Here is a 24,633-nt window from a genome sequence, read left to right as displayed (position 1 = left end):
TCAATCAAAAAAATCCTGCGGTTGTGCAGAAGACAAACCGGATAGCAGTCAGTCAGTCGCATCAATACTTGCGAGTGGCATGACTTTCAAGATCGAAGGTCTGGACTGCGCCGAAGAAGTCGCCACTTTAAAAAGCGCGTTAGGCCCGATAGTGGGTGGCAGTAACAAGCTGGTTTTTGATATTTTAAATGGGCGAATGACGATTTTGCCCGATGCCGGACCTGTGGCTGAAAAAAACATCATTAAAGCGATTGCGGCAACTGGCATGAAGGCTACACGCTGGCAAGCAGGTCAGGCGCAAGCTGATGTAAAACAGCTTCACCGTTCGAAGACCGTTTATACCACGCTTAGCGGTTTGTTTATCGTTGCCGGCATGTTGATTCATATCACTATGGCCGGTGGTTTTAGTGATGTACAAACGTTTCTCAGCCATCCTGAAAACTGGTCTCTAAACTGGGAGGTTATCACTGACTATCTCACTAGTTTATTGAACACACACACCCGGCAAGCCATGCCTTTGCCTGAAAAAATCGCCTTTGGCCTGGCGGTGATTTTCGGCGGCCGGCATGTGGTTGTTAAAGCTTTGTACGCGCTGAGACGATTGCGTGCCGATATGAATTTGTTGATGACGGTGGCCGTCATCGGCGCCATGTTCATTGACGAATGGTTTGAAGCGGCCACCGTGAGTTTTTTATTTTCCCTGTCTCTGGCGATTGAAAGCTGGAGTATCGGCCGTGCCCGTCATGCCGTCGAAGCATTGCTGGATTTAGCGCCTTCGACGGTGACGGTCAAGGATGAAACCGGACAGGAACGCCGCATGTCCGCCGCAGAAGTCGGCATCGGCAGCAGTTTCATCGTAGCGCCAGGCGATAAAATCCCCTTGGATGGCGAGGTGATTAACGGCTTCAGTTCGGTCAATCAGGCGCCGATTACCGGTGAAAGCATTCCTGTTGCTAAGCAAGCCGGCGATGAAGTGTTTGCCGGCAGTATCAATGGTGAAGGAACACTGGAAATCCGGTCAAGCAAACTCGCCGCGAATACCACGCTGGCGCAGATCACGCGTATGGTTGGAGAAGCCCATAATAAGCGGGCGGAAGCCGAACAATGGGTGGATAAGTTTGCCCGCGTTTACACGCCGGTGGTGATGATCCTGGCGTTGGCCATGTTTATCATTCCGCCGTTGTTTTTAGCGGGCATCTGGAACGAGTGGTTTTACCGCGCCTTGGTGTTGCTGGTGATTGCCTGCCCTTGTGCATTGGTCATTTCAACACCGGTTAGTATTGTCGCGGCATTGGCCAGCGCCGCCCGGCAAGGCATTCTGATCAAAGGCGGCATTTATATCGAAGCGCCGGCCCGTCTGAATGCGATTGCCTTTGATAAAACCGGTACGCTGACCTGCGGCGAGCCGATCGTCACCGGTGTTTACCCGTTTAATAGTCATAGCGAAGAAGAACTGTTAAGCCGTGCTGCGGCACTGGAAGCTCGCAGCAATCATCCGCTGGCTAAAGCCATTCTACAATACGCGGAAAACCGGGGCATCCGTGTTGCCGGCGCCGACAACGTGACGGTTCTGCCCGGCAAAGGCGTCACCGGACTCTTTAATGGCGCTGATTTCTGGTTGGGATCGCGCCGTTATCTATTGGAACGTAGCCGGGAAGTACCGGAAATCAGTGAAAAAGCGATCGCGCTTGAACAGAACGGCCAAACCGTTATCGCGACTGGCAATGACCGGCACATTTGCGGCCTGATTGCCGTCGCCGATCAGCCCCGCGCGCAAATCAAATCGATTTTGCAATCCCTGAGACAAAAGGGAATCAAACATTTGGTCATGTTGACCGGCGATAATCGAGTTACGGCTAACAACATCGCGGCACAGATCGGTATCGATGAAGTACATGCCGAATTGCTGCCGGCCGATAAAGTTGAGATTGTCAGTCAAATGGTCGAAAAATACGGCCAGGTTGCGATGGTCGGCGACGGCGTAAATGATGCACCGGCCCTGGGCCGGGCCAATCTGGGGATTGCGATGGGTGTATTGGGCTCGGATGCGGCGATCGAAATAGCGGATATCGCCTTAATGGGCGACGACCTTTCCAAGCTTCCTTGGCTGATCGGACATTCCAAAAGAACACTGGCGATTATTCGGCAAAATATTGTTTTCGCGCTCACGATCAAAGCTGTTTTTGCCCTGTTAGCTTTTGCAGGGCTTGCAACCTTATGGGAAGCCATTGCAGCCGACATGGGAGCTTCTCTGCTGGTCGTTGCCAATGGGTTGCGGCTGCTACACTCAAAATAGGATTTTCTTTGAGCTATCGCAACCAAAAAAGTATCCGGTTTTGGATGACCGGAGGGATGGCTATGCGGTTTTACCCATCCTTTCCGGCCATTACCGTGTTCCATGCAGCCTTTGTCGATAGCTGCCCCTAATTTCGGATGGGCACAAAGCCTGTGACCGCCCTCTCTAGATTTTTCCCTACAGTCAATGATTAGGCTAAGATGTCAGACAAAGCATTCCTTCATTTTGCTGTACGCCAAGCTATTTTTTGGGCTCATGCCCCATCATAGGCATGTCCCCAGCGCAGCATCCGTCATCCATCATCATGTTGTGCATTTGCTGCATGTGCTGCATATGTTGATCCATCATCTGCCTGCGCTCTTGGGGTTTCTTTGTCTGGCGTATTTCGGCTAATTCCTTTTCCATTTGTTTCAGCTGTTCCTGCATTTCCTTTTCGGTCATTTTCTTCTGTTGTTCTTCAGCGGCAACCGTGAAGGGACTGTTCAATGTAATAAAAATCATCATGAATAATAGGGTGAATGTTTTCATGTTAACCTCCTTACGGGCTGATTAGAAAAGTGAGCGCTATAACTCGTGCCCACCTAGACCACAGTTGAAATATCCGGCTGCATTCTAATTCATTAGAGATTACAATTTTAGTAATAGTTCAATTAGTACAAATACCTAAATTTATTTATATTGATCCCCATCGGTAATACGAAAATCAATTTTGATTCTGAAAATACTCAATCAAAGCAGCCATACATTTAGATAAAAAAGGAATTAGCCATCAATCTGCTTGACAGATTGATGGCGTCCCTAAATTCACTATTTCGCTATGGCTTTTCCCCTGCCGCCAATTCACGATGCATTTTCGCCATTTCCAGGTTTTCCTCCGCGGCCTGACTGTAGATTCGAATCAGATTTTTGCAATGGACGTCGAATCCGATTGCCCGCTTACCCCACAACCACGGCTCGCGCTCGTAATGGCTCAGGATTTTCTTGTGTTCCTCAACCTTATTCTGCATTTCTTTCGCCACTTCTTCATAGTGTTGTGCCAGCACCTCGTGATCGGCTTTGGATTTTGCGTTATGAACCGCTTGATCCATGTCCATCGAGTGCGGGTTATATTCAGCGCATGAAGTCAACAGACCAAGTGCTAAAAACAAGATGATCAGCAATGATGTTTTCATGGGTTTTCTCCAAAATATCTCAATAGGTTAATGAAATTATTTTTCATATGATCAATATATCGTTCAGTTTTGCCTCCTTAAGCAAGTTTCGTTGTTGATAGAATATTGTTTACACAGAGCGTAAAGCGCCGGTATGACGATCAGCGTCAACAATGTCGATGACACCATCCCGCCCACCATCGGGGCGGCAATGCGGCGCATCACCTCCGAACCGGTTCCCGTTCCCCACATGATCGGCAGGAGACCCGCCATAATCGCGGCCACGGTCATGATCTTCGGCCTGACCCGCTCGACGGCGCCTTCCCGGATCGCGTCGTACAGGTCGGATTTGACCAGCGGCCGGTTTTCCGCCGTTCGGGTCGTCCTGATCCTTTCCAGCGCCTGATCCAGATAAATCAGCATCACGACCCCGGTTTCGGCCGCCACGCCGGCCAAGGCGATGAAGCCGACCATGACCGCGACGCTGAGATTGTAGTCGAGCCAGTACAAGAGCCAGATGCCGCCGACCAGCGAAAACGGCAATGACAGCATCACGATCAGCGTTTCGGTGATGCGCTTGAAATTCAGGTACAGCAGCAGGAAAATGATGAACAATGTCATTGGAACGGCAACGGCCAGCTTGGCTTTCGCGCGCTCCATATATTCGAACTGGCCGCTCCAGGTCGCGTAATAGCCGGGCGGAAACTTAACTTTTTCCAGCACGGCCTGTTGCGCGTCGACCACATAACCGCCGATGTCGCGACCCCGGATATCGACGAAGATGTAAGCGGAAAGCAGCGCGTTTTCGGTGCGGATGCCCGGCGCGCCTTTATCGAGGCTGACCTGCGCCAGTTGTCCGAGCGGAACCATCGCTCCTCCCGCAATAGGAACCAGAACTTGTGTTGCAATCATTTCCGGCGAATCGCGCAGTTCGCGCGGATAGCGCACAATCACATTGAAGCGTTCTCGGCCTTCCACCGTAGTAGTGACAGTCTCGCCGCCCAATGCGGTCGCGATCACCTCCTGAAAATTGCCGATGCTCAGCCCATAGCGAGCCAATTGCTTTCGATCCGGCTCGATGTTGAGGTAATAGCCGCCTGTAATCCGTTCCGCATAGGCGCTGGTGGTACCCGGCACGGTTTTGACGGCGGCTTCGATTTCGGTTGCGAGCCGTTCCATTTGCGTGAGGTCGGTACCGAACACCTTGATGCCGATCGGTGTCCGGATGCCGGTCGAGAGCATGTCGATGCGGTTTTTGATCGGCATGGTCCAGGCGATCGTGACGCCAGGCATCTGGGTAGCCCGATCCATTTCCGCGATTAGCTTGTCGGTGGTCATGCCGGGACGCCACTGGGCTTCCGGTTTGAGGTTGACCACGGTTTCGAACATTTCGAGCGGCGCAGGGTCGGTCGCGGTGGCTGCGCGCCCGGCTTTGCCAAACACCGATTCGACTTCCGGAAAGCCTTTCAGAATCCGGTTATGGGTTTGCATGATTTCCGCCGCCTTAGTGACCGACAAACCGGGCAGGCTCATCGGCATGAACAGCAAAGTGCCTTCGTTCAGTGTCGGCATAAACTCGCTGCCTAATTTCGACGCCGGATAAGCCGAGACGAGCAGAATGGCCATTGCAATACTGATGGTCAGCTTTTTCCAGCGCAATACCGCCTCGATCACCGGTTGGTACAGCCAGATCAGCAGTCGATTCAGCGGATTGCGATGCTCCGGCACGATGTTGCCCCGGATGAACAGCCACATCAATACCGGCACCAAAGTCACGGACAAAATGGCCGCTCCGGCCATCGCAAAGGTCTTGGTGTAAGCCAGGGGTTTGAATAGCCGGCCTTCCTGTTCTTCGAGCACGAAAACAGGAAGGAATGAGATGGTAATCACTAAAAGACTCAGGAATAATGCAGGACCGACTTCCTTGGCGGCGCTGATTATCAGGCCAAGACGGTCGGCGTCAGGCGGGGCGCGCTCCAGATGTTTGTGCGCGTTTTCTATCATCACGATCGCCGCATCCACCATTACCCCGATCGCGATCGCAATGCCTCCGAGACTCATGATATTCGAATTAATGCCGAGACCGTGCATTACGATGAAGGCGATCAGCACGCCGACCGGCAGCATCACAATCGCGACCAGAGCACTACGTATATGATAGAGAAACACGATGCAGACAAAAGCCACGACCAAACTTTCTTCGAGCAGTTTGTCGCGGAGATTCTCAATGGCTTTCAAAATTAACAGGGAGCGGTCATAAACAGGAGTGATCGAAACACCCGCCGGCAACCCCGGAGCAATTTCCTGGAGTTTGGCTTTCACATTCTCGATCACTTCCAGCGCATTCTGACCGTAACGGGCAATCGCAATACCGGATACCACCTCACCTTCGCCATTCAATTCGGTAACACCGCGGCGCTCGTCAGGTCCGAGTTCCACACGAGCAACATCGCGAATCAGTACCGGAGTTCCCCCTTCGGCTTTCACCACCAAATCCTCAATATCCCGGATGCCTCGCAGATAGCCTTTGCCTCGCACCATGTACTCGGTTTCCGTCATTTCGACCACGCGCCCGCCAACGTCACGGTTGCTTTCGGCGATCACACGGCCGATCGCTGACAACGGAACGGCGTAAGCCTGGAGTTTGCGCGGATCAGCGATCACCTGATATTGCTGTACGAAGCCACCGACACCTGCGACTTCCGCTACACCGTGCGCTTTGGTCAGCTGGTAACGGATGAACCAGTCCTGTAATGTCCGAAGTTCCGCCAGCGAATGCCGAGCGCTTTGCACCACGTATTGAAAAACCCAGCCGACGCCGGTTGCATCAGGCCCAAGACTCGGCGTGATCCCCTTCGGCAGACGGGCGGAAGCGAAATTCAGGTATTCCAGCACGCGCGATCGCGCCCAATACACATCGACGCCATCTTCAAATATCACATACACGAAAGAGGCGCCGAAAAATGAAAAACCGCGTACTACCTTCGAGTGAGGGACGCTCAGCATCGCCGTAGTCAAGGGATAAGTGACCTGATCCTCAACCACCTGCGGCGCCTGGCCGGGATATTCGGTATAGACGATCACTTGCACGTCCGACAGGTCAGGCAAGGCGTCGAGCGGGGTTTTCAGTACGGCATAAACGCCGGCGATCACGATAAAGCCTGTTGCCAACACCACCAGGAAACCGTTACGCGCCGACCATTCAATGATTCGTCCCAACATGTTACATTCCTCCTTGATGGGCCCGTTCTCCGGTCGGCGATGACGGTTCGAATGAGACGGCGCTGTTTTGTTTTGCATCAGCCGGCTCGAATGCGCTTACTGCAGCCTTCAGGTTACTCTCGGCATCGATCAGAAAGTTTGCTCCGACCACGACGCTTTCCTGCTCATGAAGTCCGTCCAGAATCTCGGTCATCTCCTCACCGCGAAGACCTAGCTTAACCGCACGGGGTTCGAAACGTCCTTCGCCGCGATCGACAAGCACCAGCGTGCGACGGCCGCTTTCCAGAACCGCGGATTTCGGCACCGCCAATGCCCGATGCATTTGGGCATCGATCTGAAGCTGGGCATACATCATCGGCTTTAACAGATGACCGGGATTGGCGAGTTCGACGCGTACCTTGACCGTTCGTGTCGAAGCATTGAGCGTGGGATAGATAAATCCCACTTTGCCGGTAAAGATTTTGCCGGGATAAGCGTCGAGGGTCACACGCGCCCTCTGGCCGAGCTTGATCGAGCCGATATCTTGCTCGTAGATTTCGGCGATTACCCATATCGTGGAAAGATCGGCGATTTTATACAGCGTATCTCCAGCCATGGCCCGTGCGCCTGCGATAGCCGTTTTTTCGATGATGACGCCGGAAGCAGGCGAACGCACGACCACCGTTTTGACAGCCTTACCCTGTCGAAGCCGCGCCAAATCGGCTGCCGAGATGCCCCAATTTTCCAAACGCTCCATACTGCTGTCCGCCAGGCTCTTCATGCCCTCTTGCAGCCAGTCCTGGTCCTGGGAGAGCATCGTCTGGCCTTTTTGTGCAATCAGATATTCGTGCTGGGCGGAAATCAAATCCGGGCTGTACAGTTCAAATAAAGGTTGACCACGCGCTACCCATTGCCCCGTGGCGTTCACATACAGTTTCTCGATAAAGCCGTCGAAACGGAGCGTCACGTTATGCAGCCGGCGTTCATCGGCCTCGATAATCCCGACGCTGCGCACCGTCTGCGCAATGTCGATGTTTTGCACTAACGTTGTTTTGACGCCGAGCCGCTGGATTTTTTCCGTGCTCACATGCAGTACAGAAACTTCGCTCTCTGTGTTTTCTTCCGCATAGACGGGTATGTAATCCATGCCCATCGAATCCTTTTTGGGTACCGGCGAAGTATCCGGAAGGCCCATCGGGTTGCGATAGTACAAAATTTTGCCTTCCTGATTTCGAGAACTGCTTTCGGAAGGGGCGGCCGGTTTTGTCTCTTTTTCGGATTGTTCGTAGACTGGAACATAGTCCATGCCCATTTCATCCTTGGCCGGTACCGGCGAAGTGATCGACGGGTTCATTGGATGGCGGTAAAAGAGCGGTTTCTTTTCGGCCTGTACCACCGGGGGCGGGGTAGAGGGAGCAAGCCTTGAAGTCAGCCAATAACCGCCGAGGACGCCCAGGCCGGAGGCCACGAGCGCTGTCCATAGTATGGTTTTGTTCACAATGCCTCCTTGCCGACGGCAGCGGCTAATTGCGCCAATGCCTGATGTGCTTCGGCCAGCGTCTGCCAGTACTGATTCCGGTAGTCAAACCAAGCATTTTCAGCCCGTATTACGCTCTGAAAGTCGGTCTTTCCGACCTGATAAGCGGCAACAGCGGCGGTGATCGTCTGTTCGGCGAGCGGCAGAGCGCTATTCTTCAACAGCTCAAACTGTTCTCGACTGCCCTGGTAAAGCGCCAGCGAGGCGTTGATTTCGGTCTGGATTTTCCGTTCCGCGTCATTCAGCGCATATCGCTCCTTGAGTAATTCGCTTTGCCGCTGATCGACGGCTTTGGCTTGTTTACGGTCGGTATAAATCGGCAACGTCACAGCGATCTGAAAACTAGCGAAATCGCTGCGGCTTTGGCCGTTCGGATTGTTTTGCCGGAACGAATAGGCAGTACCCACCGTGAAATCCGGATAATAATCTTTCTTAGCCAGCTCCAGCCGGGTTTGTGCGGCGTCGATGGCTTTCTTGCGCTCGGCCAGCAGAGGACGCGATTGCTCGCTTTGCTTTTGCAAGTCCCCGGCAGATCGGATATCCGGTAACTCAGTCGCTACCTCGTCAGGCAGCCGAATACCATGATCCGCAGGCCGGTTGAGCAAGGCGTTCAGGCGCGCCATTGCCGCACGATGCATGCCAATATGCTGCGCCTTTTCCTTGGCCAGTTTGGTCTGTTCCAGAAGCGCCGACAGAACATCCTGCTGAAGTCCTTTTCCCACCCGATATTGACTATCGGCAATCTCGGCCAGTTGCTTTAGCAGGTGTTCGGCGTCGTCGATAATTAGCAACGAACGGTGTATGAAAAGTAGTTGCCACCATTGCAGGGTAACCTCGCGAACGAGTTGAAGCCGCGCTTCCTCCGCCGTTTCCGCTATCGCTTCCGCCTCGAAGACCGCGGCTTTTTCCTTTAGCGCCAATTTGCCCGGAAACGGCACGGCCTGACTGATGCCGACCTCCATCATGGTGAAATCGTCTTTGTGAAGATTCAGTCCGGACGCGACCGGCAGCCAGAGCGCTCCAAAACTGACTGTCGGATCGGGCAAACTGCCTTCCTGCGAAGGAATTGCCGCCATTGCTTCGGCGCGTGCCTTGATCTCGGCAAGACCAGGGTTGTCTTCCAGAGCAATGCCGACCGCCCGCTCAGGCGTAAGGGGCTCATCGGCCAAGGGGGAATTTGAAAATAGTACGAACCAGCAGACTACCGGCATCACCAAGATGCGCCGCAGTCGCCGAAATATCACGGAAACCATGAGATTTTCCTTTCACAAACGAAAATAAGGCCCCGCACGGCGCGGAACCGCCCTAACGCTTTAAAAAGCGCGGTTTGATTTTGAGTGAAAGGCTAATTCAGAAGCGTACAGAAACGATAGATCAACAGAACGCGTCTGCCGATCGGCGGCGCTTTCGCGCGCGGAATAAGTGGAGTGGAAAAAAGGCACTGAAAAAGGTAGCCGATCAGCCCAATCAGGCAGAGAACGAAGATCGGTATTTGCGGTTTATCGATCTTAACCTCAAAAACCGGATTAGGATGAGAATCAAGACAGGGTTTGAAAGAGCAATCCTGATGGGGCATGGCTGAATGTCCGCCATGTTGTAAAGCAGAATGGTCCATTTCCCCGCATCCCGCAGGCATAGTACTGACTGAACTTTTGAAGACCGGTTCCGGCATCATGCAGGTATTCGAGATCAGCATAGAAAGCCAGCTCACCATCAATACGAGGATGAGTGAGACCAAATAAGGTCGGTTTTTGGGGGAACGCAACCGAATCAGCACAAAGGAATCATACCGTGAAAACTGAGTGATCTACACTACCACATCGGCCTTTTGACATCAAACATATTGTTTTAAAGCTATCCTTCGCAACTGGATTGTATTCAGGGGACCTCTATTATTAATGTCTTGCTCGAATCTGTTTTTCAGCAGAATGCTGCTCATCTAGCGGCTGAGATTTTGGAGGCATGTCCTGAGCCAATGAATTGCCCAATGCCTGCAGGCCTCTAATTAGCGCATCAATCATCCGAGTTTCATTGGGTTCTGTTTCGTTATTTGGCAAAAGTACAGCCTTAAATCCGTGTGTCATGAACGCCTGGAATCTTGCTCTAATTACCTTTGGCAAGAGTAAGGCAAAGGCATCAAAACTTTCGGCGGCCTGCTCTATTTCTCCCTGAGCATTTTTGCCCGGTGGATCAAATTGATTTCCAGTTTCGCCCTGATTTTGATTTTGGGCATTCTTTCCCCAGCTATTGTTCGAACCAACGTCTTGCTTAGTTTCATGAATAACCAATTTCGATGAGCCCGCATAAACAACACAATCAGGAGCCAAGGCTAAGGCTGTTGACAATAGAATCAAGAAGGACAAGTTTTTGCTCATCAACATCCCCTTAATAATTAACGACAATTGAAACTGGGGTTGACTCTACCTTGGCATCATCAAGAGCTGTGATAGTGACATTCGCTGATTGAGGTGTACCGGTTTTGCCAAAGCTTATTCGGTAAGATGTTGCCCCGATCGGTTGGTCATTGACCTGCCAGGCATAGCCAACAATCTTTCCATCCGCATCTGTGCACTTGGCCTCCGCATAAACCACGTAAGCGTTTGGAATGGCAGTTAACTGGCAGGAAGGTGGCTGGTTCGGCACTAGTTGCAACTGCTCCGTTACGGTAGCTGTTTCACCCATCTTGCTATTCAGCGTGTAACTGATGGTGTGATCACCTGGCGCGGTAATGGTGGAGACCATATAGCTTCGATTGGTGTACTCGTCGATCGTTGTACCATCGATCTTCCAAATCTGATTTACTACCGAATCCAACGGGTGTCCACCGTAAATGGTCGGGCGAACAGTCACAGTCATTGGGGCACGTTCATAGATGTTCGATTTCCCAATCTTAATCGTTGGCGCATAAGGAGCGGCAGGCTCTGCAATGACATGCTGGGTCAATAGGGTTTGATGTCCACGAGTATCGCGAATCGTTACTGTCACATCATATTCTCCGGCAAAGATTACCTGTCCAGTTGCACGATTTGGGAATGCATCGTTTTGGCGTCCATCTACATTTTGCGGGAAAGACCATTCATAAGTTAGACCTTCAAAACGACGTCCCATATCAGGCCGATCATGTGTAACGATCAGATTGATATCCGATGGAGCCTGTATCGTTTGCTGTTTGAGCGCAATCGAGAAATTCGGCCATACGTATTCCCAAGGGACATAGTTGAGCGTGGCTTCCTTGGTCGTTGTGTCCTTAAACCCATCAACCCAAGCTCTGAACAAGAGGGGCTTGCGATTGGCCAAATCAGATTGGGAAGGAGACCAACTTAAAGTATCCCCTGGTACGGTACTGCCATTGGGTAATTGCCATTCTGACTTAATGGCGTGAACACTTTCCATCGCCCCCCAGGAAGGTTTTACAACGCCTTCGTATTGGTAGGTTTTTCCAACTTCGACATCACGAGGACCTTTTAACATTACTGCAGGCGCAACAGGGGTTTTAACCACCAAGTAATGTCGAGCTACGGACCAGGCATTCTTGTCATCTGCACGCGTATCTGAAGGTCTAGACCTCAAGGTTATATTTACTTTGCCTTCCAACTCCTCGGTAATTGCAACAGAAGAACCATCGGTTGTGGTTTTGCCGCTTGGCGCTTCAACGATCCATTCATTGACAGTGTCATTTGTAAGCTGCCCATCTCGAAACAGTTCAGCTGTCAACAATGCGGTATAGCCTGGCGATACGTGTCGAGGCCCTGTTATCGCTGATTCCAGCTTCGAATAAGCCCAAACTTCTGCAGGAGTGGTGTAGCTTTCCACCTGTGTGTTCTTGTTGATCATCTTGGCGCGAACCTGACGTTTGCCCGGTGATTGCATGGACACCGTTCTGCGAGTCGTGTTGGACTTTTCGATCGCTGTCCAGGTCAAACCATCGTCTTCACTTTCTTCCCAGGCGATCTCCTTCAAGGCAACGCGGTTGTCCTGAGTCAGGATAAGGTTCAAGGTAAAAGTTTTTGGGGCTGGGCCATCCAGCGACGTGCTGGTAATTTGACCTTCGATTGGTGAACCCTTAACAACTTCAATATAGCGAGTTGGTGAGCTTAATGTAGTATTCAGACCATTCACATTAGTCACTAATTCGGCTATAGCTGTCAGCTTCATAAAGAGGTTGCCGGCAGGATTGATTTGAAACTCCGCCACCCCATCTGTTAAGTCCAGCATGTCTGTAACAGGGACTTTTACGCTTTGCGTATTAGTCTGAGCAACAATTTGGGCACGCCACTGGCCCATCGTAGCAGCGGAATAACTCATCACGTTATTGATGTATTTACCGACATTGACGCGCACTGTGATGTTCTCGGTATCCGGAGTAACTTTAGGCGCATCTAGGGTTAACTTCATATTGCTCTCGGCGCCACCAACCGCGGTGATCACTTTTTCGGTGTAAACCGACGGATAATCTTGCCAGGCAATCCGAAGCGTAACCGGCCTTTGTTCCAGTAGGCCAAGGTTTGGCGTATAGATCCAATATGAGCTATCGCTAACAATATCGTTACGAACAAAGTCTTGTTGCGTATCAGTGACCGTAAGCTTAATTTTGGCGTTTGTCGGCACACCGGCAGAAATTGTGGCTCTGGTAATCGGCTGATTTAACGGAACGTAATATTTGCCGTCGCTGATCGGATATCCACCCTTCAGCTTGATGGTAGGCGGAGGAATATCATTGACAGTGATGAGCTGTTCGCCTGATACAACAGCAGACTTCAGGCCGTCGGCGAAAACACGACTGACAGCGTATGAAATGGTCTGAGTACCAATTGTCCCAATCGTGCCGGTAACTTTGTACTGATTGAACGCCAAAGTTTTCGTTAATCCGAAGTCATCCTGGAACTCGGCGATGCAAGTCCTTTTACTTTTTGCCGCTTCAGCTTGTGCAGCTGATACATCAGAATACAAGGTACAAGTAGTCCCCGAGTCTTGGGTAAAAACAAGACTTAGCTTTTCAACGCCAACATAAATGTTGGTATCGCCTGTAAATTTGAATGTCGGCTGGATCAAGGGATCAACATGGACAGTTTCAACCAAAGGCTCCGAATCGTAACGAGTCCCTTTTATCCAACGCGATATTATGACCTTGACCTCAAAATCACCTGGAGTACCAGGATGACCTGATAACGTTGGCAATCCGTTGGTGTCTATCCCCGGCGCCATATCTGATAAAGTCGTGGTCATAACCACATAGCATTTTCTCTGGTTTGCCTCTGCTTCTGCTTGTATAACAGTGAGAGGACAAGCCGTATCTGCTGATGGTTGTAATGATGCATCGACACGACCTTCAGATTGGAATACAGAAGTTGGGGAAACCATCAAATTAGGCATAGGCGGTTCTTTGACCAAAAATGATTTGGCTTGAACTTTCGTGCCGCTGTTTCCTGTAATGCTTAGCTCTGCAGTGTAATAACCTCCAGGCAAACCATTTGTGGTAACTGATATCGGCAGATCGAGGCCTGGAACAAGCGAACCGAGATCTTTCGTATCAACAACTGATGTTCCTTTTTTTATGACCAGGGAACTAGTCATTGGCGCATTACAACCATACCCCTTATAGGTTGTATCAAAGGTTATGTCCTCATATGACAAGACACTTGGGACATTTAGGGAAGCGATAACAGCTGGGACACATGCAACTTCAATGGTTTGAGTAACTACGCCCATTTTGAGCATTTGCGTTCCATTCGATTTTTGGATTTCCGCAGTGACAGGAAAACTGCCACCGTCGGTGATAATGCCCGTCAAATAAGGTAAGGAACCGGAATTATTCTCGGTCATTCCAGGAGGAATGCTCATGAACTTGACATAACACAAACTTGGATCGGCTAGGGCTGCAGCAAGATCGGTCGTGAATGGACAATTAGCCGCTGGAGGATTAGAAAGCGAAGCCTTAACCTGAGTATCCTGGCCTACTGTAATATTTAGGCTAGGCGTAATAGTTAAGATCGGCAAAGCCACTGGATCGACAGAAAAACTTTGCTGCCATGAATCACCATCTGCATAGGTAATCACATCATTAACCATATTCAGATTAAAGATATATGGCCCACCCACCGAAACAGGCAAAGGATTGATCGTAAACGTCTTGGTAAGGTTATTCCCAATTCCAGGCAAGAAAAGATTATCAATCAAGAAAACTTGGGTACCGTTTCCATCTTTTATATCCAGATTAGTAGTAACGCCCGTAGCACATTGCGGAACACTATAGTCGACAATGACATTTATGGGTGTTTGCTCTAAATTGCTAGAGGCAAGACTGACACCGTTGATGTAATTTTTGCAGTAGATATAAATATCCCCAGTTCCGTTAAGCATTGCCCCGACTTTATCACTGACACTATAAGTAAATGTGAAGTGACCTGATGTTGCACCATCACTTGGCGGGGTATAGGTAAATTTGTCGCCACCACTTATGGACACTAGCCCCTTACTGGGCTGCGTCAGAATTGCAAAAGTGAAATTATCATCCTGTCCCGCCTCTTTATTAGGATCTGTTACTGCAGGCACTTGAGCTGAACTTGCAGTGGTCGAGGTTGGCGATGTCAATATCAGCGATGTCACTGTTGGCGCTCGATTGGCATAACCAGATACTTGATTGCTGTCAGCGCCGACTAGAGCTCCAACAGTGGCTCTTACAGTGTAGTAATAAACGGAAACACCGGATACGCTGTTGTCAGCGTAGGTGATGGATGGCGCGGTGACAGTGCCTAATTTAGTAGTGGCACCTGTTGATGTTGCTGAACGCCAAATTTCATAGGATGTAGCATCGGCAACGGCAGACCAATCCAATTTAATTAGATCGGTAACCGTCCCCTGAGTTGCCACCAAGTCCGATACAACACCAGGAACTTTTCCCCAGCCTTCGGCCTGATCTGAATCAGGCGAGACACCCAAGATGTTTTTACCTACTACCGTATAAAAATAATGGGTAATACCTGAAACGGTCGTGTCATCATAGGTTGGCGATGTGGAAGAACCGATGAGAGAGCCTTTTGTTCCGGCAGAAGCAGACCTGTAAATGTCATAGGTTGATGCGGCAGAATCAGCATTCCAGGTAATAGTCGATTTGCCATACAGAGTACCTTGAGTAGCCGTTACCCCGGTAATTTTAGAAACCGGAATTACCGCAATACCCATGGCCTCATTACTGGGTAGTGATTTGACAGTACCAACAACAGTCTTAACCGTATAGAAATACTGGGTCATGCCAACAGTCGTGGTATCTTCATAATAACCTGTCGCCAGGACACCGGTAGTAGTGATCAGCGTTGCGGTTCCATCGGACGACGTTGCTCGCCAGATTTCATAGCCGGTAGCATCGACGTTTTTAGTCCAAGTCAACCCAACTTTTGATTGAAGCGTACCTTTCGTTGCCGTCAAATCGGTAATTGTTGTTGGAGCTTTCCCCCAGCCTTCGGCCTGGGCGGAATCGGGCGCTGTACTGATCAGGTTTTTAGCAACGACGGTATAAAAGTAATGGGTTGATCCGGAGACGGATGTATCGTCGTAGGTATTCGTCCCAACGGTAACAAAAAGTGTCCCTTTGGTACCCGAGGTTGTAGAACGGTAAATGTCGTAACTTGCCGCAGCGGAATCGGCTTTCCAGCTGACTGTAGATTTTCCGTAGAGAGTCCCTTGTGTTGCCGTAACGCCGGTTACTTGTGAGACTGGGACGATCGCATACCCCATCGCTTCATTACTTGGAGCCGAAACCGTAGTCCCAACTACGGCTTTAACCGTGTAGTAATAGCGCGTCATTCCGACAGTCGTCGTGTCTTCGTAATAACCAACAGCCATAGCACCGACTGTGCCAATTTGAGTGGCAACACCGCCTGACGTTGTTGCTCGCCAGATTTGATAGCCGGTGGCATCTGGATTTTTAGACCAACTCAAACCAACCTTATTCTGCAAAATGCCTTTTGTGGCCGTTAAGTCGGTAATGTTGGTTGGAACTTTCCCCCAACCTTCTGTCTGAGCCGAGTCAGGAGACGTGAACAAAGCATTCTTTGCTACAACCGTATAGAAGTAATGGGTTGATCCAGAAACGGTCGTGTCGTCGTATGCCGTTCCAGTAAAGCCGGCGCTGATGATGCTGCCCTTGGTTCCAGCCGAAGTAGACCGGTAAATGTCATAACTGGTAGCAGAAGCAACGGCAGTCCAGCTAACCGTTGATTTCCCGTAAAGCGTACCTTGGGTTGCGGTTACATTTTGAGGTTGGCCAAGGACGCTAACGGTCGCAGAAGCAACAAATGTAGCACCTGCCATATCAGTTACGCGGTAGGTAAATGAGTAACTGCCGCCGGTACCGCTCGAAATAGGGGTGTAGCAAACCTTGTTTGAAACAATTGAAGCCGTACCCACAGTTGGCTGAGTAATAATCGAGAATGTGAATGTATCGCCTTGCGAAGTATTAGCATCCGTGACGGATGGTGTCACACACTGCCGTGCACCGCCGACCACAGTGGAAATATTTGCAGAAGATGCGGTTGGAGCAAGGTTGGCATGGCCAACGTTTTGATTACTCCAAGGGCCGGGGCCATTAATGTTCTTTGGGATAACGGTGTAATAGTAAAGCGTAGCTGTATATTGCGTGTCGGAGTAACTATTGGTAGTCGTATTTGCAATCAGAGCCCCAAGTGTCCCAGATGCTATCGAGCGATAAATGTCATAGCTTGTAGTCGAAGTTGATGGTGACCACGACAAATTGATCGCATTGGTAATTGTTCCGTCAGTCGCACTAAGATTTGAGATTTGCGAGGGTGGCGGTGTTGGATTGGTCACCGTTCCGGAAGCCGTTCCATTCAAAACGCTACCCGCTTTATCAGTGACCCTGATGGTGAAACTGTAACTCTGTGTTGGGCCTGAAGCGGGAGGGGTATAACAAACCTGATTGCCGGATACGTATGCACTACCAACGGCCGGTTGAGAAACCAAAGAGTAAGTAAGGACTTCTGGAACTGAAGTGTTTGGTTGGTACTGGTTTGGATCAGAGACGCTTATCGTAGTACATACCGTGCCGCCACCAATAGTAGACCCCGGCATTGAGGCACTTAATGCCGTTGGAGGATTGTTGGCCCAGCCACGGTCGGTATAGCCATTGCACCATAAATAGAGTGATGGACTTGCAACTTCCATGTAATAGTCGTAACTTTGACCAGGAGTTCCACCGGTATCTTCCGCATACAGGTAATAATATCCACCGGGAACATATCTAGAGAAATAAAGCGTCCACGTAGAGGCTGTAGGGAGCTTCCTATAATGCAACTCATAATGGTTGTAACTTACATAGGTACAACTACCTCCTGAAACAAACGAATGAATAACCTTATTAATCTGGGTTCCATCAGTCGCAGTGGAGTTAATAATCGCCTTTGCATTCCCAGCAAACAGTATTGCAAACAGTAGCAGTAAAGCAGAAAAAACTTTTCTGATTTTAGATGGCATAGCCGATAAACCTTTGATGAGAAATTAGTAGTCGATAGTGATGGATACTGGGACCGATGGGTCTTTCGCATCATCAATGGCGGTAATAGTGGCTTTGGCTGATTGAGGCGTACCGGTTTTGCCAAAGCTTATTCGGTAAGATGTCGCGCTGATTGGCTGGTCATTGACCCGCCAGGCATAGCCAACAATCTTTCCATCCGCATCCGTGCACTTGGCCTCCGCATAAACCACATAGGCGTTTGGAATGGCAGTTAATTGGCAGGAGGGCTTTTGGTTGGCGACTAAATGCAGCGAGTGGCTCACGGTAGCTGTTTCACCCATCTTGCTATTCAGCGTGTAACTGATGGTATGATCACCTGGTTCGGTAATGGTGGAGACCATATAGCTTCGATTGGTGTAATCATCAATCTGCAAGCCATCGACTTTCCATATTTGGCCAACAACTGAATCAAGAGGATGTCCTCCATAAATGGTTGGACGGACTGTTACAGTCATTGGTACACGATCATAGTAATTGGACTTTCCAACTTTAATTGTTGGTGCATAGGGAACGGCTGGCTCTGCAACGACATGTTGGGTCAATTGAGTTTGGTTCCCTCTGGAATCGCTAATCTTGATCGTGATGTCATATTCACCTGCGTATACCGCCTGCCCAGCCGCACGGTTTGGGAATGCTTCGTTTTGGCGGGCATTGACATTGGTAGGGAAAATCCATTCATACTTCAAATCCTCAAAGCGCCTATTCATTTCAGGACGATCATGACTTACGATGAAGAACAAATCCGCCGGCGCCTGGACAGTTAATTGTTTAAGCGCAACCGAGAAGTTAGGCCAAACATATTCCCAAGGCACATAGGAAACGGTGGATTCCCTGATTGTGGATTCCTTGAATTCATTAACCCAAGCTCTAAATTTCAAAGGCTTTGGATCGACCAAATCAGATTGCGAAGGCGACCAATCAACTTCATTACCAGTAACTATGCGACCATCAGGCAACTCCCATTCCGACCCGATCGTGTGAACACTAGGAACATTGCCCCAGGAAGGACGTGTTGTACCTACATAGTGATAGGTCTTTCCAACTTCCACATCTCGTGGACCACTTGCTGAAACAGAGGGATAACTGGGGATTTTTGTCGTTATGACGTGGCGATCAATAGTCCATGCGTATTTATCATTTGCATTGGTATCAGACGGTCTGGCTCTTAACGAAATAAGGATTTTATTTTCAGTGCTGTCATTGATGGTTACGGTTGGTCCAGACGTTGTTTCGGCTCTATCGTGATACTCAACAACCCAGTCATAAATTGCGGCGGCGGTTGCTTTTCCATCGCGATAGAGTTCAGCACCAATTGTTACTGGGTAACCAGGTGCAACATGGCTTGGGCCAATAATGTTTACGTCGAGCTTAGAGTATGCCCAAACCTCTACAGGTGTGGTGTAACTTTCAATGCCAGTTTTACTGGCCATTTTTACCCGAATCAATTTGCGGCCGGGTGTTCGCATTCCGATACTGACTCTAACTCTAACAGGGCTCAACGCTTCAATTTCTTGCCACGTGTCGCCGTTATCTATACTTTCTTCCCAGTGGGTTTCTTTTAATGCGACCTTGTTATCGACAGACAAATCAAGATCGAGCGTGAACACCTTCGGAGCAGGCGCTTCGAGTTGTTTCGCGATAATGATTCCAACCAAAGGCGCAGTATTGACTATGCCAACATATTTAGTTGGTGACTGAATTGGGTAATGTAATCCATCGATTGACGAGACAATATCGGCTGACGCTGATATCTTCATAAACAGTTTATTAGCTGGATTTAATTTGAACTCGGCCTCGCCATTCACTAAATCAACGACATCAGATACAGGTGATCTAGCTGAATTATTTGTTTCAACGAATAATTGACCTTTCCAATCACTCAGCATTGTTTTGTCATAAACAAATCCGGCAGCGGTGTATTGCCCAATTTTTACCTTGGCTACTAATTCGTCTGTGCTATTGGCTCTCTGCGGAACTTCGACATGGAGCTTCGGAGTTCCTTGTGGCCCACCAACAACTTTTAACAACTTTTCACTGAAGACAGATGGGTAATCCATCCATGCAACTCGAACTTTGACCTCACGTTCCTGAAGTAACGGTAGATTTTCTGTGGCTAACCAAAAGGAACTGCCATTAGTTACGTTATTTCTAGTGATGGGTTGAACGCCATCATCGGAAGTAATTTTTACCTTGGCTGAAAGGATTGGATTTGTGGATACGGTTAGGCGTGTGAAGGCAGAACCGGACTGAAGAAAATATTTGTCCTCAGCAATTTTGGCACCTCTGGAAAAAGCCATTCCAGGAGCTGGTGGTTCTGTCACCTGAATAGTATGAGAACCAGTCCCCAATTGAAGAGCCATTCCATCCGCATATATTCTGCTTACTGAATAAGAAATTAGTTTTTCGCCGACTGCCGCAAAAGTCCCATTCAGTTGAATAGAGTTTAAATTAACTGTTGGCTTTAAATCATAAGGAATGGTGAATGTTGCGAGACAAGATTTCTTGCCAGCAATGGCATTTTTTAATGCATCGTTATAGTTCAAAAACAAATAACAATTGGTACCGTCAGTCTGTTTAAGCTCTAAATCAGACTTGGAAACGCCAGTAAACATTTCTGTGGCTCCAGAAAATGCAAAGACTGGAATGCTATAACCTCTAACTACAAGCGTTTTTGTTACAGGCTTTGAATCGTATCGTTGACCATCAACCCAACGTGACACATTCAAGCCAATATCAAAACTCCCCAACTGCGAAGTGTATCCAATTACTGACGGCAACCCATTGCTATCGATAACAGTTTGAAGCCCTGGAACCGAATAGTTGAAATAAACAAAACATTTTCTCGGATCGTTTTCCGCATCGCTTTGTGTAGAGGTAAGCGGGCAGCTTTTGTCCTGAGAAGGAACTACCCCGATTGAAATTTTGGTTTCCCCTTGATCAATAAGTGAAGGCGAAATTGAAATAGATGGCAATGGGGTTTGTTTAACATTGAAAGCAAATGTCTTCGTTGCAGCTCCTTCTGCACCTTGAATTGATAAGTTAGCGGTATAACCACCTTCTGGCAAACCCTGACCAATCAATGAATAATCAAGATCACTACCAAATTCTGTGAGGGTAATTGGACGTGACTCAACTGTACTTCCATCCTTATTGGCTGTTAGGACAAAATTAGCGGATAAAGCATCATTACAAGCCAGCGCATCATAATTGAATTTATAGGTAGGTTTTATATATGGCAGTAAGTTGGATGTCGTGGAAAATGAATTAATTGTTGGCTGAGGACACGAAGCAGTTATAGTTTTTGATACCTTGCCGACGACCAATAATTCTTGGCCGTTGAACTTACTAACCGTGGCATCAATAGCATATTGACCTGAGTTTTGAATAATGCCATGAAGCGAAGGGAGTGCGCCGGAATTATCTAGCGTTAATCCATCAGGCGGAGTTGATAACTCAACCCCGCATTTCGATGCATCTGTCAGAGCAGTATTTTTATCATTTGTAAATTGGCAATTAACAACTGATGGGTTCTGCAAGGAAACATCAATAGTATCCTGGCCATCAATTACGGAGGTTGACGGCAATATTCCCATAACCGGCAAATTAACCGGTTTCACAACCAGTTGAGCGGATTTTACGTCTTCACCTATATCTGTTGATATATGAGCCTTAACGGAAAAAGTACCTGATTTAGATAAGCCTTTAGTATTGAATAAGGCAACATTACCTATGCCAGTGGTTATATTTTGTAAAACCGTAGACGACACGGAAACATTATTATTATCAAGGATATTGATATCAATCTGTTTTGTTTTTGAACATGCCGGGATTGAGTAAGTTATTGAAGAAGAAAATTCCGTTGCAATCAGAACAGGTGTTGTTGGTGAAAGCGCTGAAATAGAAGGCGCTGTACACGAAACATTTACAGAACCATTCGCGGTAAAAGTTTGACCACCTCGATCAGTAACAACGAACTTAAACGACAATGTGCCTGAAAAAAAACCATCCACAGGAGGTGTATATTTAAATTTCCCATTATTAATACTTACCATTCCGGAAGTAGTTTGTTCAGTAATAGCGAACGAAAGATTTTCGCCTTGTCCAGCATCAATATTAGGGTCGACGACGATGGGCGATGTTTCCGTGCTGGGAACATAGGATGTTGTGGATAGAGTGACTGATGCCGATGTTGGGGCTGCATTTGCGAATCCCTTTGCCTCATTCCCTACTGGCCCAACGGCTTCTCCAACCTTCGTTTTAACGGTGTAGTAGTAATACGCAACACCCTGCGTTGTTGAGTCAACAAAATTTGACGATGTTGGATTGCCTATCAGAGACGCTGAACCACCACTTGCGGTACTTCTCCAAACTTCGTAGCTCGAAGCTTCTGGATCTGCTGTCCAGCTTAATGATATGGCACCAGTGACGGTCCCAAGGCTTGCGGTTAATGTGGAAATTGGCGCTGGCTGCTTGGACCACCCAGCAGTTTCATTTCCTGCGGGTCCAACAAGCGCACTAACTTTTGTCTTGATGGTGTAGTAATAGGCGCTTCCAGGGAGCGCATTGTTGTCATCGTAGGAAGTAGTCGTACTGACGGTTCCTATTAGAGAGCTGGCGCCTCCGGAAGAGGTTGCTCGATAAATCTCATACCCGGTTGCATCAGGAAGGCTGACCCAAGTTAATTTAACCTTGGCAGTTAAAGTTCCCTGTGTGGCAGAAAGCGTATTGACTGCCGCGGGCAACTTACCCCAACCCTCGGTTTGAGAAGAATCGGGAGCGCTACCGGTGCCGTTCTTGGCCACAATCGTATAGAAGTAGTGAGTGCCACCAGATGCAGAGCCGTCATCGTAGCTATTGCCTGTTTGGTCTACAGCGATAACGCTGCCTTTGGTACCGGCGGTCGATGATCGATAGACATCGTAATTAAGAGCACCGGTGGCCGAGGACCAAGAGACAGTCACTTTGTCATAGTAGGTGCCTTGTGAGGCTGTGAGTCCGGTTACCTGAACTGGGGCCGGTTGTTTCCCCCAACCCGCGGCTTCGTTACCAGCCTGACCTTCAACCGTGCCCACCAGGGTCGTCACTTTGTAATAGTAAGCATTACCAAATCCTGATGTGGAATCGGTATAGCTTGCTGTTAATGAAGCACTTAGCAAAGTGAATGCGCCACCTGAAGAATCCGAACGATAAACTTTATAGCTAGTCGCATCGGGCACGGCTAACCAGGATAATTGGACGGCATTGATGACTGTGCCTTGCGTAGCAGTAAGCGTGTTGATGGTTGCCGGAAGCTTACCCCAGCCTTCGGCTTGGGAAGAATCGGGAGAACTGCCGGTGCCGTTTTTAGCCACAACCGTATAGAAGTAGTGAGTGCCACCCGTTGCCGTTGTATCGTCGTAGGCAAGGATAGATAGGCTGGATGCGATTAGAGTCCCTTTAGCGCCTAAAGCCGTCGAACGAAAAAGATCAAAGGATCCCGCATTGAGGGAAAAAGACCAGGAAACCCTTACCTTGTCATAGAAAGTGTCTTGAGTTGCAGAAACCCCCGTGACTTGGATAGGAGCGGGTTGCTGTCCCCAACCTACTGCCTCATTACTCTTAGAACCCTCAACGGTATCAACCATAGCTGAGACCTTGTAATAAAAGGCAATACCAAAGGTAGATGTCGAATCTGTAAAGCTTGGTGTTGGTGAATTTCCAATCAGAGTTAATGTACCGCCTGAACTGGAAGCGCGATAAATGTTATAACTTGTCGCATCGATTACAGCCGACCAAGACAAGTTGACCGCGTTGAGTCCGGTACCTTCCGTCGCCGAGAGTGTGCTGATAGCACCAGGAACATTCATCCACCCTTCGGATTGGGTGGAGTCTGGTGAATTGCCCATGGCATTCTTTGCAACGACTGTGTAGAAATAGTGAGTGCCACCGGTTGCAGCTAAATCATCGTAGCTTAGTCCTGATAAATCTGTTGCAATTGCAGTTCCTTTGACGCCAGAGCTTATAGAGCGATACAGGTCGTAAACTAGCGCTCCGCTAGAGGTGGGCCATGAAACGCTGATCTTGTCATAGAAAGCACCTTGTGAAGCAGTGACTCCTGAGACTTGCTGTGGAGCGGGTTGCTTACCCCAGCCGGTTGCCTCATTACCCAGCGCCCCCTCAGCTCCACCGACAATTGCCGTTGCTTTGTAATAATAGGCTGTTCCAAACCCTGACGATGTGTCATTATAAGAAGGTGTTGTTGATGCACCAACAAGACTCAGCGTTCCACCTGAGCTGTTTGCTCGATAGATGTTATAGCTTGTTGCATTAACAATTGGGCTCCATGTCAATTGAACAGCATTAACTACAGTACCCTGAGTGGCGGTTAATGTGCCCACAGGAGGTACTATATTCCCCCATCCTTCAGCTTGAGCAGAATCGGGTGAATCCCCCGTTGCATTTTTAGCAACTACCGTATAGAAAAAGTGGGTCGTATCAGAGGTGGGATCGTCCAGGGTGAGTACTGTTAAATTCGAAGCATGGAGAGTGCCTTTTGTTCCGGATGATGTAGAGCGATAGACATCATAGGCATTAGCCCGCGGCGCCGATGACCATGAAATCGTTACGCGTTGTAATAATGTGCCTTGAGTTGCTGTTACACCTGTTACCTGAGACGGAGCAGGCTGGGCTCCCCATGCGGTCAAGAAAAATGAAAATAACGTAAAAAATGTATAGATGCGCATGAAAATGATCCGTCCAGAATTTCTGATCATTAACACAAAATTAAGCCTGCTTGATAACTTCAAAAGGCCGCAAAATAGGCGTGTCTTTTAATTCGCTTCGGTGGAAAGACCAGATATCCACTAAGAACGAGCCATTATGAAAGCTTGTTGTGATCGATACTTTACGGCGGTGACATTAAACATCCATGTCTAACTTC

Annotated in this window: 10 protein-coding genes; 1 reads left to right on the top strand and 9 read right to left on the bottom strand. The window is 48.9% G+C overall.

The features are described from left to right. Positions 1-79: 79 nt before the first annotated feature. On the top strand, positions 80-2,296 hold the full coding sequence (locus EK22_RS08480; RefSeq protein ID WP_081917802.1) for a heavy metal translocating P-type ATPase: 2,217 nt from the start codon (positions 80-82) through the stop codon (positions 2,294-2,296). A gap of 240 nt (positions 2,297-2,536) precedes the next feature. Here EK22_RS08480 and EK22_RS08475 read toward each other — a convergent pair whose 3' ends face one another. The 9 genes from EK22_RS08475 to EK22_RS08435 form a co-directional block, all read right to left on the bottom strand. Continuing rightward, the gene (locus tag EK22_RS08475) at positions 2,537-2,824 is read right to left on the bottom strand and encodes a hypothetical protein (RefSeq protein WP_036249924.1); all 288 of its coding nucleotides are present in this window, start codon (positions 2,822-2,824) and stop codon (positions 2,537-2,539) included. Between the two features lie 287 nt (positions 2,825-3,111). Continuing rightward, positions 3,112-3,468 carry a hypothetical protein gene (locus EK22_RS08470; RefSeq protein WP_036249921.1) on the bottom strand — a complete coding sequence of 119 codons (357 nt, stop codon included), beginning with the start codon at positions 3,466-3,468 and terminating at the stop codon, positions 3,112-3,114. 63 nt (positions 3,469-3,531) lie between these two features. After that, complete coding sequence (locus EK22_RS08465; protein ID WP_036249919.1) at positions 3,532-6,669, bottom strand: efflux RND transporter permease subunit; 3,138 nt, start codon at positions 6,667-6,669, stop codon at positions 3,532-3,534. Position 6,670: 1 nt separating this feature from the next. Then, positions 6,671-8,146 (bottom strand): efflux RND transporter periplasmic adaptor subunit, encoded by a 1,476-nt coding sequence (locus EK22_RS08460; RefSeq protein WP_036249917.1) that lies wholly within the window; start codon positions 8,144-8,146, stop codon positions 6,671-6,673. Beyond that, positions 8,143-9,438, bottom strand: coding sequence for a TolC family protein (locus EK22_RS08455; RefSeq protein WP_036249915.1), 1,296 nt, complete (start codon positions 9,436-9,438; stop codon positions 8,143-8,145). The genes EK22_RS08460 and EK22_RS08455 overlap by 4 nt, the downstream gene beginning before the upstream one ends. A gap of 92 nt (positions 9,439-9,530) precedes the next feature. Further along, entirely contained in the window at positions 9,531-9,881 is a 351-nt protein-coding gene (locus tag EK22_RS24180; protein WP_152565045.1) for a hypothetical protein, read from the bottom strand. A gap of 199 nt (positions 9,882-10,080) precedes the next feature. Continuing rightward, positions 10,081-10,560, bottom strand: a complete 480-nt coding sequence (locus EK22_RS08445) for a hypothetical protein (RefSeq protein ID WP_152565044.1) — start codon at positions 10,558-10,560, stop codon at positions 10,081-10,083. A 10-nt stretch (positions 10,561-10,570) separates the two neighbouring features. After that, positions 10,571-17,674, bottom strand: coding sequence for an Ig-like domain-containing protein (locus tag EK22_RS08440; RefSeq protein WP_152565043.1), 7,104 nt, complete (start codon positions 17,672-17,674; stop codon positions 10,571-10,573). Positions 17,675-17,698: 24 nt separating this feature from the next. Continuing rightward, complete coding sequence (locus EK22_RS08435; protein ID WP_152565042.1) at positions 17,699-24,472, bottom strand: hypothetical protein; 6,774 nt, start codon at positions 24,470-24,472, stop codon at positions 17,699-17,701. Positions 24,473-24,633: the final 161 nt, after the last annotated feature.

The organism is Methylobacter sp. BBA5.1 (assembly GCF_000746145.1).
GTDB classification, from domain to species: domain Bacteria; phylum Pseudomonadota; class Gammaproteobacteria; order Methylococcales; family Methylomonadaceae; genus Methylobacter; species Methylobacter marinus.
The sequence above is the reverse complement of the archived record's forward strand: the minus strand, read 5'-3'. Positions and strand labels throughout refer to the sequence as shown.

Excerpts from the sequence above, each read along its gene's own strand:
- EK22_RS08480 (WP_081917802.1), top strand. The coding sequence starts at position 80 with ATGACTTTCAAGATCGAAGGTCTGGACTGCGCCGAAGAAGTCGCCACT.
- EK22_RS08475 (WP_036249924.1), bottom strand. The coding sequence starts at position 2,824 with ATGAAAACATTCACCCTATTATTCATGATGATTTTTATTACATTGAAC.
- EK22_RS08470 (WP_036249921.1), bottom strand. The coding sequence starts at position 3,468 with ATGAAAACATCATTGCTGATCATCTTGTTTTTAGCACTTGGTCTGTTG.
- EK22_RS08465 (WP_036249919.1), bottom strand. The coding sequence starts at position 6,669 with ATGTTGGGACGAATCATTGAATGGTCGGCGCGTAACGGTTTCCTGGTG.
- EK22_RS08455 (WP_036249915.1), bottom strand. The coding sequence starts at position 9,438 with ATGGTTTCCGTGATATTTCGGCGACTGCGGCGCATCTTGGTGATGCCG.
- EK22_RS24180 (WP_152565045.1), bottom strand. The coding sequence starts at position 9,881 with ATGCTGATCTCGAATACCTGCATGATGCCGGAACCGGTCTTCAAAAGT.
- EK22_RS08445 (WP_152565044.1), bottom strand. The coding sequence starts at position 10,560 with ATGAGCAAAAACTTGTCCTTCTTGATTCTATTGTCAACAGCCTTAGCC.
- EK22_RS08440 (WP_152565043.1), bottom strand. The coding sequence starts at position 17,674 with ATGCCATCTAAAATCAGAAAAGTTTTTTCTGCTTTACTGCTACTGTTT.